This is a genomic window from Corynebacterium segmentosum, assembly GCF_900637825.1.
Classification (GTDB): Bacteria; Actinomycetota; Actinomycetes; order Mycobacteriales; family Mycobacteriaceae; genus Corynebacterium; species Corynebacterium accolens.
The window spans coordinates 2,289,247-2,303,570 of sequence record NZ_LR134408.1 but is presented as its reverse complement, the minus strand read 5'-3'; the positions used below and the strand labels follow the sequence as shown (position 1 = coordinate 2,303,570).

16 protein-coding genes are annotated in these 14,324 nt (G+C 58.6%); 11 read left to right on the top strand and 5 right to left on the bottom strand.

Annotated features, from left to right (window positions below; translation table 11 throughout):
* The first annotated feature begins 13 nt into the window (after positions 1 to 13).
* The 6 genes from EL217_RS10860 to dnaB all read left to right on the top strand — a co-directional run bounded on the left by EL217_RS10860 (position 14) and on the right by dnaB (position 5,000).
* The gene (locus EL217_RS10860; protein ID WP_126319961.1) at positions 14 to 1,405 is read left to right on the top strand and encodes a glycosyltransferase family 87 protein; all 1,392 of its coding nucleotides are present in this window, start codon (positions 14 to 16) and stop codon (positions 1,403 to 1,405) included.
* Positions 1,402 to 1,590 carry a hypothetical protein gene (locus tag EL217_RS10855; RefSeq protein ID WP_005275803.1) on the top strand — a complete coding sequence of 63 codons (189 nt, stop codon included), beginning with the start codon at positions 1,402 to 1,404 and terminating at the stop codon, positions 1,588 to 1,590. Before EL217_RS10860 ends, EL217_RS10855 begins: the two co-directional genes overlap by 4 nt.
* Before the next feature lie 122 nt (positions 1,591 to 1,712).
* The gene (rpsF, locus tag EL217_RS10850) at positions 1,713 to 2,003 is read left to right on the top strand and encodes a 30S ribosomal protein S6 (RefSeq protein ID WP_023016353.1); all 291 of its coding nucleotides are present in this window, start codon (positions 1,713 to 1,715) and stop codon (positions 2,001 to 2,003) included.
* 49 nt (positions 2,004 to 2,052) lie between these two features.
* Complete coding sequence (locus EL217_RS10845; protein WP_005275799.1) at positions 2,053 to 2,604, top strand: single-stranded DNA-binding protein; 552 nt, start codon at positions 2,053 to 2,055, stop codon at positions 2,602 to 2,604.
* A 48-nt stretch (positions 2,605 to 2,652) separates the two neighbouring features.
* Positions 2,653 to 3,105, top strand: coding sequence for a 50S ribosomal protein L9 (gene rplI, locus EL217_RS10840; RefSeq protein ID WP_005275797.1), 453 nt, complete (start codon positions 2,653 to 2,655; stop codon positions 3,103 to 3,105).
* Between the two features lie 461 nt (positions 3,106 to 3,566).
* The gene (gene dnaB / locus EL217_RS10835) at positions 3,567 to 5,000 is read left to right on the top strand and encodes a replicative DNA helicase (protein WP_005275794.1); all 1,434 of its coding nucleotides are present in this window, start codon (positions 3,567 to 3,569) and stop codon (positions 4,998 to 5,000) included.
* A 9-nt stretch (positions 5,001 to 5,009) separates the two neighbouring features.
* On the opposite strand, the gene EL217_RS10830 is transcribed toward dnaB, so the two are convergent.
* Genes EL217_RS10830 through EL217_RS10815 form a run of 4 tightly spaced genes read right to left on the bottom strand, consistent with a single transcriptional unit; the run spans position 5,010 to position 9,207 of the window.
* Positions 5,010 to 5,474 (bottom strand): VanZ family protein, encoded by a 465-nt coding sequence (locus EL217_RS10830; RefSeq protein ID WP_126320065.1) that lies wholly within the window; start codon positions 5,472 to 5,474, stop codon positions 5,010 to 5,012.
* A gap of 28 nt (positions 5,475 to 5,502) precedes the next feature.
* The gene (locus tag EL217_RS10825) at positions 5,503 to 6,804 is read right to left on the bottom strand and encodes an MFS transporter (RefSeq protein WP_126319960.1); all 1,302 of its coding nucleotides are present in this window, start codon (positions 6,802 to 6,804) and stop codon (positions 5,503 to 5,505) included.
* A 3-nt stretch (positions 6,805 to 6,807) separates the two neighbouring features.
* Complete coding sequence (locus tag EL217_RS10820; protein WP_126319959.1) at positions 6,808 to 8,997, bottom strand: heavy metal translocating P-type ATPase; 2,190 nt, start codon at positions 8,995 to 8,997, stop codon at positions 6,808 to 6,810.
* Positions 8,998 to 9,006: 9 nt separating this feature from the next.
* Positions 9,007 to 9,207 (bottom strand): heavy-metal-associated domain-containing protein, encoded by a 201-nt coding sequence (locus EL217_RS10815; protein ID WP_005280400.1) that lies wholly within the window; start codon positions 9,205 to 9,207, stop codon positions 9,007 to 9,009.
* 119 nt (positions 9,208 to 9,326) lie between these two features.
* On the opposite strand from EL217_RS10815, the gene trxA reads away from it, so the two are divergent.
* Together trxA and EL217_RS10805 are read left to right on the top strand one after the other, a co-directional pair.
* Positions 9,327 to 9,698, top strand: coding sequence for a thioredoxin (gene trxA / locus EL217_RS10810; protein WP_005275779.1), 372 nt, complete (start codon positions 9,327 to 9,329; stop codon positions 9,696 to 9,698).
* 91 nt (positions 9,699 to 9,789) lie between these two features.
* The gene (locus EL217_RS10805; protein ID WP_126319958.1) at positions 9,790 to 10,527 is read left to right on the top strand and encodes a PspA/IM30 family protein; all 738 of its coding nucleotides are present in this window, start codon (positions 9,790 to 9,792) and stop codon (positions 10,525 to 10,527) included.
* On the opposite strand, the gene EL217_RS10800 is transcribed toward EL217_RS10805, so the two are convergent.
* On the bottom strand, positions 10,524 to 11,678 hold the full coding sequence (locus EL217_RS10800; RefSeq protein WP_005280398.1) for an NYN domain-containing protein: 1,155 nt from the start codon (positions 11,676 to 11,678) through the stop codon (positions 10,524 to 10,526). The genes EL217_RS10805 and EL217_RS10800 overlap by 4 nt on opposite strands.
* A 208-nt stretch (positions 11,679 to 11,886) precedes the next feature.
* Here EL217_RS10800 and EL217_RS10795 point away from each other — a divergent pair, with 208 nt between their 5' ends.
* Genes EL217_RS10795 through EL217_RS10785 form a run of 3 tightly spaced genes read left to right on the top strand, consistent with a single transcriptional unit; the run spans position 11,887 to position 14,038 of the window.
* Positions 11,887 to 12,261: a GntR family transcriptional regulator gene (locus tag EL217_RS10795; protein WP_034653268.1), complete on the top strand. Its 375-nt coding sequence runs from the start codon at positions 11,887 to 11,889 to the stop codon at positions 12,259 to 12,261.
* Entirely contained in the window at positions 12,258 to 13,061 is an 804-nt protein-coding gene (locus EL217_RS10790) for an ATP-binding cassette domain-containing protein (protein WP_126319957.1), read from the top strand. The genes EL217_RS10795 and EL217_RS10790 overlap by 4 nt, the downstream gene beginning before the upstream one ends.
* A complete protein-coding gene (locus EL217_RS10785) occupies positions 13,058 to 14,038 on the top strand; it encodes a hypothetical protein (RefSeq protein ID WP_023016347.1) in 981 nt (326 codons plus the stop codon). The genes EL217_RS10790 and EL217_RS10785 overlap by 4 nt, the downstream gene beginning before the upstream one ends.
* Positions 14,039 to 14,324 lie beyond the last annotated feature (286 nt).

Genomic DNA, 14,324 nt, shown 5'->3' with positions numbered 1-14,324 from the left:
AGGAGCGGTACGCGTGAGCCACGATCAGCGCATGTCCGCCGCAGACGAACCGATGGCGCGCGGCGTCATCGAGTTCCTGGGCGGGCCAAGGGGGCGCTTTGCCCGGGATGGCCACACACAGTGGTGGACCCCTCTGCGCGCGCTGATCGCAGTAGCCTGGGTTTTCTTGGCCGGCGGGTTCTTATCCAAGGCGAATTGCGCTGGTGGCACCCGCGGCGAAGACGGCACCATCAACCTGGATTGGTCCGCCAACCGCCAGTACACCTCCTTTTGCTATAACGACATCGTCCCGCTGTATGAAGGCCGCGGCCTCGATCAACCGGGCTTTCCCTACGCCTTTTCCTGGCAGGAAGATGGCCTGACCCGCTATATGGAATACCCGGTATTGGCGGGCATGTTCCAGGGCCTGATGGGCTGGATTTCGCGCCATACCTATGGCCTCGTGGAATGGGCCGGGGTGCCCGCCGCCGGCTGGTACTTTGGGCTCACCGCCTTGGTCATGGCTTGCATCTGGGTCGGCGTCATCTACATGGTCTACCTCTTGGTGGGAAACCGCACGTGGGACACCATTTTGGTGGCCGCCAGCCCGCTGATTATCATCCATGCCTTTAGCAATTGGGATATACCTGCCATCGCCTTCGCCGTCGGCGCGCTGCTGGCCATTAGCCGCCACCGCCCCTGGCTCGCCGGCATCCTCATCGGCCTTGGCACCGCATTCAAATTATGGCCGATATTTTTGCTGGGCGCGTTTTTCGTCCTTGCCTGGCGCAATCGCCGCTGGGACGCTTTTGCAAAGGTCGCCGTCGCTACGGCCGCCGCGTGGCTTGCGGTCAACCTTCCCATCGCCCTGAAATACCCGGCCGCCTGGGCGGAATTTTTCCGTTTGAACCAAGAACGCGGTGCGGAATGGACCACCCTGTATGCCCTGATTAGCCGGAATCTGGGTATTTCTTTCAGCCAGGACTTTTTAAATACCTTCTCCCTCGTGGCGTTCATCCTTTTATGCGCAGGTATTGCCCTGGCCGGCTGGCGCAGCCCGCTTAACCCGCGGGTAGCGGAGTTGGTATTCCTCATCGTCGCGGCGTTCCTGCTGGTCAATAAGGTATGGTCCCCGCAGTATTCGCTCTGGCTGGTGGTTCCGGCGGCCTTGGCCGTGCCGCGTTGGCGGTTGGTTCTGGGCTGGGCGCTTGCCGATGCCCTCGTATGGCCCCTGCTCATGTGGCACATGCTGGGCATCGATAATAAGGGCATTCCACACGAGCTCTTGGACGTGGCAATCCTCGTGCGCGATGGCTTCATCATTGCGATGGCGGTGATTGTGCTGCGGCAAATGTGGAATAGAACGGAAGATAAAGTGCGTGCGGCGCATATGGGCCGCGACCCAGTGGTGGGAGTATTTCAATGATTGTGACATTAATCGGCATGGTGTCGATCTTGTTGGGCTTTATCTGCGTCATGGCGGCCTTTTGGCTGTTTCATAACAGGGAAGATAAGCGCGGGCCCATCATCTTGGGCATCCTTGCCATCGTTTTCCTCACCATCATCCCCGCGACGGGAGCTATCTTTTTCGCCGCCACCACGACGGGATAGATTTCTTTTCGCCGGTCATATGCGGTACTGTGGTGGGGTTGCTTGACGCAACGTACCCTCCTGCTGCATCCGCAAAGGTGATGCAGCCGAAAACGACTAGACCATAGGAGGTGATGAGGTCCGTGCGTCACTACGAAGTCATGATCATTCTGGATCCTAATCAGGATGAGCGCACCGTAACCCCGTCCCTAGATAAGTACCTCGACATCGTCCGCAAGGACGGCGGCAAGGTTGAGAACCTCGATGTATGGGGCAAGCGTCGCCTTGCATACCCCATCGAGAAGAAGGAAGAGGGCATTTACGCCGTCGTTAACCTGGAGTGCGAGCACCCTTCGGTTTCCGAGCTCGACCGTCGCCTGAACCTGAACGACACCATCCTGCGTACCAAGGTTCTGCGCACCGACAGCAAGTAGCGGATACTGGGATCAGGCATAATCCACGTAACCGATAAGGAGTAAAGACATGGCACAGGGAGATACCAATATTACGGTGGTGGGCAACATAGTTGCTGACCCCGAGCTTCGCTTCACCCCGGCGGGTGCGGCGGTAGCTAACTTCCGCGTCGCCTCCACGCCTCGTCGCTATAATTCGCAGACGAACCAGTGGGAAGACGGCGAAGCTATGTTCCTGACCTGCAACGTATGGCGCCAGGCGGCGGAGAACGTCGCCGAGACCCTGAGCAAGGGCATGCGCATCATCGTTACCGGCCGCTTGAAGCAGCGTTCCTTCCAGACCCGCGAGGGTGAAAACCGCACCGTGTTTGAGATCGACGTCGATGAGGTCGGTCCGTCGCTCCGCTACGCCACCGCACAGGTAAACCGCAATCCCCGTGAGGGTGGCGGCAACTATGGCGGCGGCCAGCAGCAGCGCTCGAATAACAATAATCAGGGCGGCTTTGGAGGACAGCAACAGCAGCAGTCGCAGCAGCAGAACCAGGCTCCTGCAGAGGATCCGTGGAACTCCGCACCGCCAGCTGGTGGTTTCGGAGGCGCTGATTCTGAACCCCCGTTCTAAGTCTGTTACCCGCAACTATTCAACTAACTCAATTGAAAGGCAGGGATCATGAAGCTGATCCTCACCGCTGCCGTTGAGAACCTCGGCGCCGCTGGCGAAATTGTTGAGGTTAAGGACGGCTACGGACGTAACTACCTGCTTCCCCGCGGCTTGGCCATCGTGGCTTCCCGCGGCGCTGAGAAGCAGATTGAGGGCATCAAGCGCGCCCAGGAAGCTCGCGAAATTCGCGACCTGGACCACGCACGCGAGGTCCGCAACCAGCTTGAGCAGCTGACGAACGTTGAGGTCAAGGTTAAGACCTCCACTTCCGGCAAGCTCTTCGGTTCCGTTAACGCAGAAGACATTGTCAAGGCCGTCTCCAAGGCCGGTGGCCCTAACTTGGATAAGCGTATCGTTGATATGCCCAAGGGCCTGGTCAAGAAGACCGGCAACTACCAGGTCGAGCTGAAGCTGCACGCTGACGTGCTCGGCAAGGTGAACTTCTCGGTCGTCGCTGCCTAAGCAGCGCACGACGGTCCACAGACCCAAAGACAACAGCACGGCTTAAGGCCCCACGAATTCTCTATGTGAGGTGGAGAATTCCTGGGGCCTTTTGCCTACCCAACTGGCCTGTGGATAACTGTGAAAATCTGTGGATGAATGTGGAATTCGGCGTTCTTTCCCACCAAGATTTTTGCTTGCCTTACCCGCTGGTCACAGGCCATATTCCACTATCATGTGGTAATTTTCACACCTGCAAATAGCTCCCTGACCAGCAGTTATTATCGCCGCAGGTCAGAAAGGTGGCAAGTTATCCACAGTCGTGACCTCGGTAAATGGAAAGCGATGATTGGACTACCTGGTAATTCCACAATCCCCTGTGGATAACTGTGGAAGTTATACCCAGGCGGGTAGTGTCTGGGCGCTGGTCTACACTTGGACAGCGTTACACAAGGTCGCTTCACGGACACCAAGGGGGACACATGACCAACGCGAGCTTTGATGATGAACAGCTTCCACCGGAACCGCCTGCGCCGGATAACGCCGTAGCGCGCCGGCCGCGGTACCAACAGGACCAACCGCAGCGCTACGAGGAGTATCGCCAGCCGCCGTCGGACCGGGAAGCCGAGCAAGGCGTATTGGGTGCAATGCTGCTTAGCCCCAATACGGTCATGGAAGTTATTGAAGAGCTCGAGCCCGATGACTTTTATTATCCGGCCCACGCGCTAATTTATGGCGCGATGCTGGACCTTTACGCGGCGGGCCAAGACATTGACCCGCTTATCCTTTCCTCGCGGTTGGATAGGTTTAATAACCTCGAGCGCGTTGGCGGCGCACCTTATCTGCACACCCTATTGGCCACCGTTCCTACCGCCGCCAATGCCCGCTATTACGCGGAAATCGTGGCGGAGAAGGCTGTCCTGCGCCGGCTAGTGGATGCCGGTACGCGCGTGGTCCAACTAGGGTTTTCTGGCACCGAGGATGCCGAGATTGAATCGGTGATTGACCGGGCCCAGCAGGAAGTCTTTGCTATCGCCCAGCGCAAGACTGCCGAAGACTACCGCGTGCTGGGGGATCTGATTGACCCCACCATTGATGAATTGGCGGCGCTGCAGCAGGCTGGTGGCGTTGAATTGGGCGTGCCCACCGGGTTTATTGATCTAGATAAGCTCACTAATGGCTTGCATGCCGGCCAGATGATTATTGTGGCGGCGCGCCCCGGTGTGGGTAAGTCCACGCTGGCGATGGACTTTATCCGCTCGTGCTCGCTGCAGCACGGTAAGTCCTCGGTCATCTTTTCTTTGGAGATGTCCGCGTCAGAGATCGTGATGCGCCTGCTCTCCGCGGAATCTGAGGTTAAGCTCACCGATATGCGCAGTGGTGGAGTCTCCACGGAGGACTGGGCGAAGATCGATGACACGCTCAACCGCATTCAGGATGCACCGCTATTTATTGATGATTCCCCGAACCTGACGATGATGGAGATTCGTTCGAAGGCCCGCAGGCTCAAGCAGCAGCACGGCCTCGACCTCATCGTTTTGGACTATCTGCAGCTGATGTCCTCGGGCAAAAAGGTGGAATCGCGCCAGCAAGAGGTTTCGGAGTTCTCGCGCCAGCTCAAGCTATTGGCCAAGGAACTTGAGGTTCCGGTGATTGCCATTTCGCAGCTGAACCGTGGGCCAGAAGCCCGTAATGATAAGAAACCGCAATTGGCTGACCTGCGTGAGTCAGGTTCCTTGGAGCAGGACGCCGATATGGTAATGCTGCTTTACCGCCCAGATTCGCAGGACCGCGATAATGAGCGCGCCGGTGAGGCGGATATTATTTTGGCCAAGCACCGCGGCGGGCCCATTGACACGGTGCAGGTGGCCCACCAGCTGCACTATTCCAAGTTCGTCAACATGGCGCACGGATAACAAGGGGGCTTATAAGTCTACGACGGCTGCGGGATCGCCTAAGCGGGGACCTAAAATCACCAGCACGATAAAGACTCCTGTCGCAGCCAAGGACAGCCACCGCCACACTGGGAAGAAGCGTTGCCCGCCCCAGTTGGCGATCGCTGCACCGATGAGCGCGCCGAGGGTGTTGAAGAGCAGATCATCGACATCCGTGCGGCCCAGTGCAAAGACGTATTGGGCCGTCTCCAGCGTTAAACTAAGCGCAAATCCCCAGGCCGTCGAAGCTTTTACGGAACGGCATAGGGTAAATACCAGGACCCCGAAGGGGATGAAGAAGGCGGTATTACCGGCGTATTCGAAAAGCGGGGCAAACCAACTAGTGCCGGAGAATTCATCGAAGGGAACTAGATGTAGCTCGCGGACGCGTTGATTTTCGGGCTTCCACAAGTAACCAATCTGGAAGAAGGCTTTCAGCGTGGTCAGAGCCACCATGACGCCGATCCACGCCCCAAGGGCTAATTTATTGAGCAAGTGCTTTACCTTTCAACTCGGGTAGTGTAAATGCCGCCACGGCGGCGATGGCGAATGCCGCTGCAAAGAGTACGAAAAGGAATCCAGCGCCGGTCGCCGCGATCAACGGCGGCACAATAAGTGGTGCCACGATGGAGGCGATGCGGCCAAAACCCGCCGCGGCGCCCGTACCGCGCCCGCGCAGCGCGGTGGGGTAGAGCTCGGGACCAATGGCGTACAGGGCACCCCAGGCACCGAGGTTGAAGAAGGACAACATGCACCCGGCGATGATGATGAATACCTCGGAGCTTGCGGTTCCATAGAGCCCGGCGGAGACGGCAGAGCCGACCAAGAATACGGCGAGGGTGATCCGCCGGCCCCAGACCTCAATGAGCCAGGCGGCGGTGGCGTAGCCCGGCAGCTGTGCCAGGGTAATGATGAGGGTGAAGCTGAAGGATTTTACGAGCGAGAAACCATCGGCAACCAGCAGGGACGGAATCCAGATGAAGGCGCCGTAATAGGAAAAATTAACGCAAAACCAAATGGTCCACAGCGCCGCCGTGCGGCGGCGCAGGCCCGTCCCCCAAATGGAGGTCTCGGTAGAGGCGGTGGGTTCCGGGTGGGCATCGTCAAGCGGCTGCCCCGCGGCGGCCTCTTCGAAGGACGCCACGATCTTTTCGGCCTCGTCGTGGCGTCCCTTGGATTCGAGGAAGCGCACCGATTCCGGCAAGCCCAAGCGCACGTAAACCGAATAAGCGGCGGGGATGAGCCCCACGGCAAAGCCCCAGCGCCAGCCGTTTTCGCCGGCGCCCACGATGAAGGTGCCGATGAGTGCGGCGAGGATCCAGCCGAGCGCCCAGAAGGCCTCGAGGAGGACCACCATGCGCCCGCGGATGCGGCGCGGCGAGAACTCGGAGATGAGCGTGGAGGCGACCGGCAGCTCCGCGCCCAAGCCGAGCCCGACGATGAAGCGGAAGATGATAAGCATGGTCAGCCCACCGGCCAGGGCGGAGGCGCCGGTGGCCAGGCCATAGACCAAGAGGGTGAGGGAGAAGATGTGGCGGCGGCCGTATTTATCCGCAAGGAGCCCGCCGAATGTCGCACCCAGAGCCATGCCGAGGAAGCCAACAGAGGCGAGCCAGGAGGTTTGGGTACTACTCAAATCCCAATGCACGGCCAAGGCAGCCATGATGAAGGAAATGAGCCCGACATCCATAGCATCGAGCGCCCACCCTAGGCCGGAGCCCAAGAGTAGGCGCTTGTGTTTGCTGGTGACCGGGAGCCGGTCTAATCGTTCATTGCGGCTGAGCATGCGCTAATCATAGCGCTGGCTAGAAAATTTCCGGAGACGCAGGGAATTAGAGACGACGAATACGGAGCTCAATGCCATGGCGATGCCTGCAAATAGCGGGTTGAGCAGGCCAAAGGCCGCCACGGGGATGAGAATGATATTGTAGGCAAAGGCCCAGAACAGATTGCCCTTAATGATCTGCAGCGTGCGGCGGGACAGGCGAATGGCATCGGCGGCGGACCGCAGGTCCCCATTCATCAAGGTGATATCGGAGGCCTCGATGGCAACGTCGGTACCGGCGCCCATCGCCAAGCCAAGGTCCGCTTGGGCCAAGGCCGCGGCATCGTTGACGCCGTCACCAACCATCGCCACATTGTGTCCCTCGGACTGCAGCTTCTTGATGACGTCGACCTTTTCCTCCGGAATCACGCCGGCCGTAACCTCGGTAATGCCAACTTCCTCGGCCACGCGCTTCGCAGCGCCCTCGTTATCGCCGGTCAGCAGGTGCGAGGTCAGGCCCAGCTGCTTCATCTGCTGGACGGCCTCAGCGGAGGTGGGCTTGACGGTGTCGCGGACCTCAATGAGCCCAGCGAGCTCATCGTCTAGGTACACCGCCACCGGGGTAGCGCCCGCGGCCTCTGCCTCGCGGAAGGCCTCAGCGTACGGGCCTAGGTCTCCACGCGGCTTGCCGACGCCCACGCGGACCCCATCCACCGTTGCTTCCACGCCAGCGGTGCTGGTGGAAAAATCGGTGCCGGGCTCCACGTCGCGCTCGCGGGCAATCGCTTGGGCGATGGGGTGCTCGGAGTTCCGCTCGACGGCGGCGGCATAATCGAGGACATCGCCATGCACGGCCGTAACGGACATTTCACCGGCGGTAACCGTGCCGGTCTTATCCATCACGATGGTATCGACCTGCTTGGTGGACTCAAGGATCTCCGGGCCTTTAATGAGCAGGCCTAACTGGGCGCCGCGGCCGGTGCCGACCAAGATGGCGGTCGGGGTGGCAAGGCCCAGTGCACATGGGCAGGCGATGATCAGCACGGAGACAGCGGCGATAAACGCCGGCGCCACGCCGCCAAAGATGAGGTGTACCAGCAGCGTGAGGACGGAAATGCCGATGACTACCGGCACGAAGACCTGCGCGATGCGGTCCACCAGGCGCTGCACGGGAGCCTTGGAGGCCTGCGCGTTGGTGACCAAGGTGGCCATTTGGGAAAGGACCGTGTCCTCGCCCACCTGGGTGGCCTTGACCTCCAACTTGCCGGAAGCGTTAATGGTGGCGCCGGTAACGGTATCGCCCACGCCCACTTCTTCCGGGACGGATTCACCGGTGATCATGGAGGCATCGACTGCAGAATTGCCGGAGACGACCTCACCATCGGTGGCAATCTTTTCGCCCGGGCGCACAACGAAGATATCGCCCACCTGCAATTGGGAGATGGGGATGCGCTTTTCCTTGCCATCCCGCAGCACGGAGGCTTCCTTCGCGCCCATGGATAGCAGGGTGCGCAGCGCCTCAGAAGACTGCCCCTTGGCCTTGACCTCGAACCAGCGGCCGAGGAGCAGGAAGGTAATGACCATTCCCACAGACTCAAAGTAGATATGGTCCATCTCGGCCGAGCTGGAGGACCATGACATGCTCATCGTCATGCCGGGCTCGCCGGCGTTGCCAAAGAATAGCGCGTACAGGGACCACAGGTAGGCGGCCGAGGTACCCATGGAAATCAAGGTATCCATGGTGAACGAGCCGTGCTTCAGGTTGGTCCACGTAGCGGAGTGGAAGGGGGCGCCACCAAAGATGAAGACGATGGTGGCCAGCATGGCGCAGGCCCACTGCCAGTTCTGGAACTGGAGGGCAGGCACCATGGAGACGACCATGATGGGGGCAGACAATACCGCGGAGATGATGGTGCGCCGCAGCAGGCTCTGTTGTTCGGCAGCGCGGGCATCATCAACCGGCGTGCCCTCTGCGTCCTCGTCCTGGTCGCCGTCATCGCTGCCGGACATATCGAAGGCGCTGTATCCGGCGCCTTCGACGACCTTGATCAGATCCGCGGGCGTAGAAGTCTCCGGATCGAACTCAATAGAGGCGGATTCGGTGGCGAAGTTAACGCTCGCCTCAACGCCGTCTACCTTGTTGAGCTTTCGTTCTACCCGGGAAGAGCAGGACGTGCAGGTCATGCCCGAGACCCCGAGATCAACGTGTGACATAGTATTCGCCTACTTAAGGGTGTATCCGGCTTCGGCTACGGCGGCTGCTACTTGCTCATCGGTGAAATCGCTGCCGGAGACAGACACTGCGCCGGTGGTGTGGTCTGCGGAAACCGCCTCAACGCCGGCGATTTCGCCTACCTCTTCGCGGATGGACATTTCGCAGTGTCCGCAGCTCATTCCTTCTACGGTGTAGTTCTTCGTTGCCATGACTATCATCCTTTCTCGGTTGCTTATGCCTCCATACTATACCCCCTAGGGGTATCAGGCAAGGAAGAAATTTAGGTACGGTGGGGAATAGACCACAATCTAAAGGAGTTACAACGAGTATGGCTACTATTGATGTCACTGAAGAGAACTTTGAACAGACCGTAACCGGCGAAGGCATTACGCTTGTCGATGCCTGGGCGGACTGGTGCGGCCCATGTAAGCGCTTTGCCCCTGTCTACGAGAAGGCATCCGAGGAGCACACGGATGCTACCTTTGCCAAGCTGGACACCGAGGCAAACCAGGGCCTTGCTTCCGCGCTGCAGATTCAGTCCATTCCTACCCTGATGATCTTCCGCGATGGCATCCTCGTCTTCCGTGAGGCCGGCGCACTGCCGCCCGCAGCACTGGAGGATCTGCTCAAGCAGGTCAAGGACCTGGACATGGCTGAGGTTCGCCGCCAGGTTGAAGAGCAGAACGCACAGCAGGCATAGAATCTGAATTTTCAGAGCTTCCACGGCGCTTTCTGGTGAGTATCGCTAAACTCGCTAGAAAGCGTCTTTTTTATGACCAAAGGAGATAGTGATGGCTAACCCCTTCAGCAAGGGCTGGAAGTACGTGATGAGTTCTCTCGATCAAAAGATTGATGAGAACGCCGATCCAAAGGTCCAAATCCAGCAGGCGGTTAAGGCCGCCAAGGAACAGCACCAAGAGATTTCTGATCATGCGGCAGAGATCATCGGGCACAAGTCTCAGTTGGAAATGCAGATGAACCGCCTGGTGAAGTCCCAGCAGGATTACCAGTCCCAAACCCAGCGCGCACTGGAGCTTGCGGATTCCGCCGAGGACCCACAGAAGGCGAATGAGTACAACCAAGCCGCTGAGGTAGTGGCCTCCCAGCTCGTTGCGGTGGAACAGGAACTGGAAGACGTCAAGCAGCAGTACGCGGCGGCGGAGCAGGCGGCAGAGCAAGCCAAGAACCAGCAAAAACAGTCCGAGGCCCGCCTGAAGGAGCAGCTGGCCCAGGTGAGCCAGCTAGAAGCGCAGGCGGATCAGGCTGCAATGCAGGAAAAGAACGCGGAAGCGCTCGATTCCATGAACGAGCTCAAGCCCGATGATTCCGTGCCGAGCCTGGATTCCGTCCGCTCCAAGATTGAAAAGCGCTATGCCGATGCCCTTGGTGCACAAGAGTTGCAGCAGGCAACCGGTGGCGACCGCATGAGCGAGATTCAAGCGGCCGGCAACGACATGAAGGCCAGCGCGCGGCTCGATGCGCTGCGCGCCGATATGGCCAAAAAGAAGGAAATCGAATCCGGGGATTAATTCTCGCGGCGGATATTAATTAGCACGCCGCGAATCCCTGAGTGGAACCCATCGCGTAAATTCACGCGCTGGGTTTCCGTCAGCGTGTATTCATGCAGGGTTTCGCAGGCGAACTGCAGCAGCGGGCGGTCGATTTCCGGTGGCAATCCGCCGCCAGACAGTAAGTGGGCTTGGTCGCGCTGCTCTGAGTTGGCGGCATTATCAAACCACCACGATGCGTATTGCTGGCCTACATCGAATGGGGACTGGAACCCGGCAGAGCTCCACACCTCTTCTGGCAGCGGGACGTACTTCGAGCGCAGCTTGCGCCGCGGTGCCATCATTGACGGTTTCGGCGCAGGCTTTGGTGCTGCTTGATCGGTAGCCTCGGCCTCTTCCGCGGCGGGCTTTTCCTGCTCTTGTTGGGCTGGTGGCGCAGCCTGCTGTGCGCTTTGAGGCGGCGCTGGCTTTGGGGTAGGTGCCGGCGTGGGCTTTTCTGGGGTGCCGAATGCGGTTTCTACCTCGGAGGGCTCTTCGCACTCGTCGCAGTGTTCGGTGCCCGGAAGCTCCTCTTCTGCTCCCTCTGCCTTCTGCGCTGCATCGCGCACAACTGGGGGAAGCGGTCCCTCGAGGACCTGCAGCTCCATGGAATCCGCGAAGTCCTCGCGCGGATCCAAGATGGTGGTGGAATCACACGTATGGCGCAGCGCTGCGGACATCGAGTCCCAGCCAAAGCCGTACAGGTGCACGCGGATGCCATTGTCTACGGCGGTCTGCGCGCCGGGGATCATGTCAGCATCGCCGCTGACCAGCACGAAGTCGGTGAACTGGTTCTTCACGGCGGCCATGACCATATCGGCCACAAGCCGGGTGTCGACGCCCTTTTGGGTGCGTCGCTCACCCCATTCAATGAGTTGTCCCGTGCGCAATTGCACGCCCTCGCAGGTGCGAAGGGCGCGTTGGTAGCGGTGCGGACCGGTATCCGGGATTCCGTCGTACCAGTATTGGCGTTGAATCGGGTTGCCTAATTGCTCTTCGATCATTCCGCCCATGGTGCTGACCACCTCGGGCAGATCGATTTCTAGCTGCGCGCGGGCCCCCGTTTCCCAAGAGTTATAAAAGCTCGCGAGCAGGTATGAGGTATCGACAAAGACAAGTGTGCGTTCAAGCATGGCTCCTAAGTTCCGTTCTAATTGTTCTAAATAAAATTCTTTGTTACCTCCAGTGTGCCTTATTCACCCCGAAACGTCGATCACAATTCGCTAATTCCCAGCATATTGGCTGCAAATGAAAAGAATTCGGTGACCATTGCGGCGTCGGCAAGCGTGTTATATGGTTAGTTACACAACTAACTAAGTAGCTAACGAGCCGAAGGTGATGATGGATAACTCCACGCAGCCGCTCTTTCGGCAGATTGCGTCCTTGGTGGAAGACACCATTGTGGACGGCACTCTGGCGGAGGGCGATAAGGCACCTTCCACCAATGAGCTGGCGGATTTCCACAACATCAACCCCGCAACCGCGCGAAAGGGGATCACCCTCTTGGTGGACTTAGGAGTGCTGGAAAAGCGGCGGGGCATCGGCATGTTTGTGGCCGAGGGTGCATCGGGTGCCATTCGCGAGCGCAGGCGAGGTGACTTTGCCGCGGAGTATATGGCCCCGCTTGTCGATGAAGCAGTGCGCCTGGGCTACAACCGGGCCCAGCTCCATGACCTTTTCGATCGGGTTGCAGAAAGCAGAGGAATGTACTCATGATTACTACCCGCGACTTCACCTTTTCCGCAGGTCTTACCCATGGCTTGGTCGGCCGCAACGGAATTGGCAAGACCACCTTATTGCGAAAAATCGCCGGCCAAATTCAATCCGGCCGCATCACGGTCTTTGACCGCCAGCCCTTTGATAACCAATCCGTGCTCAACCGGGTAATCCTCATGGGCATCGACAATCCGCTGCCGGATTCGTGGGGAAGCAAGAAACTCGGCGCCGTCGGTCAGGCGCGATGGCCCAACTGGAATGCGGACCGCTACGACGACCTCATCGCCGGCTTCGACATCCCCAATAAGGCGTATTCTGCGCTCTCGCGAGGGCAAAAATCGGCGTTGGGATTTGTCTTCGCCGTTGCCTCTGGTTGCGAAATAATGCTTTTGGACGAGCCTTATCTGGGCCTCGACCTGCCGCGTCGCGAACTCTTTTACCAGGTACTCCGGGAAGAGCACGGTCGTACCATCGTGGTATCCACCCATCACCTCAACGAGATAGAGGGCTTGCTGGACACTATTTCCCTTATGGGGGAGCACCCCATTAGCGGTCCCGTGGACGAATTTGTTGATTCCTTCCTGGAAATCAGCGGGCCCGAAGAGGCGATCTCCGCGGCCATTTCCGCACTGGACCTGCCGGTATTGGAGCACGCTTCAACCAGCCTGGGAGACCAGGTGCTTGTCGATGCCCGCACTACCTCGCCCGATCCCGTCTTCCACTATGCCAACGAACATCACCTCCGGGTAACAGAGGTATCACTTGAAAAGGCTGTCCGAGCATTGGAGGAGCAGTCATGAAACTTCTATGGCACACAACGGAATGGGTTGGGGTTACAGTCCTATTCTTCATCGCGCTTTACCCTGTACTTTTTGGCGAAAAGTGGGGAACTGTCACCTTGCTCTTGCCCCTTGTGCCCATCCTGACGTATCAACCCAGTTTTGATAAGTACCAAGTACTTGGCCTGAGCTCACAGATATGGAATGAGCACCGTCGGATCATCGTCACGGTTTTCGCTGTCGTGGCCATGGCAGGAACGGCTGCACGGCAGGGCTGGTGGGCGTTGGCTGTTTATGCGGCGGCATTGGCATGGGCACTGTGGCGCGAACCAACCCCAACCAGGACGGGCTACTCGACGACTCCTTTGGGAATTGCATCCAAGCTTGGGCGTTTCCCGCCGACGCTCGACGCGCAGGCTGTATACCGCCGCCAGGTCCGCATGTGGGTGCTGGTCGTCGTATTTTTAGCCATCAACGTTGTGCTTTCGCTAATGAGCACGCTGTGGGGACCGATGGAATTCATCGCTTTCATTGCTTGGGTATTCTTCGCCTTCTTTAGCAGCCAGCCCATGGGCATGTTGCGCGATACGCTCAGGGATTACGTCACGCTCGGCGGCACGCGTCGCCGCTGGGCTTCCATGACCGCAATGACCGGGCTCATCCCCATCCTTGGTTGCGCCGCCGTGGGCTTGGCCCTTTCTTTCTGGGGGAACACAATCGAGGTCGCCGCCGGCATCACCGCAATCGCGGCCGTCACCGTACCTGGGCTTACGTACCTCGAGTTCCTAGAGAAGAGGACCCTTGGAGTCTTTGTCGCGTACCTCCTCGGTATCGCAGTGCTGGTCTGGCTTTTCGCCCAAGGCTATGTCTCGGCCGCGGTGGGGATGTTTATAAGCCTTGGCATCTACGCCGTATGGGCCGTAACCCTGCCGATGTATGCACGCCGCATAAGCAGCCTGTGGGAGAAAGGCCTTGCGGGCTGGCTTGGCATGAAATAAAAGTGTCCGAAATTCGTGCTGAACAGCGAGTTTGTGAAAATTTAAAGCGGTGTGTAACTTAATACGAGTCAGCGCGACCGACAGCGCCCCACAGAGACAGACACTGTCTCTGGCTGAAGTGGCGATAGGAAAACAGGCCCTGACGAAAACAATTTTTTACTCGCAACGAGTTCCATGCTTTTAGGCATGTAGCTGTTGTGTGGTGATGATGTCTGAGAACTCAATAGTGTGCCAATGTACTTATTTTTATTTTTGTGTGCATGGTTGTGTGTTGATTGGTCTGTTG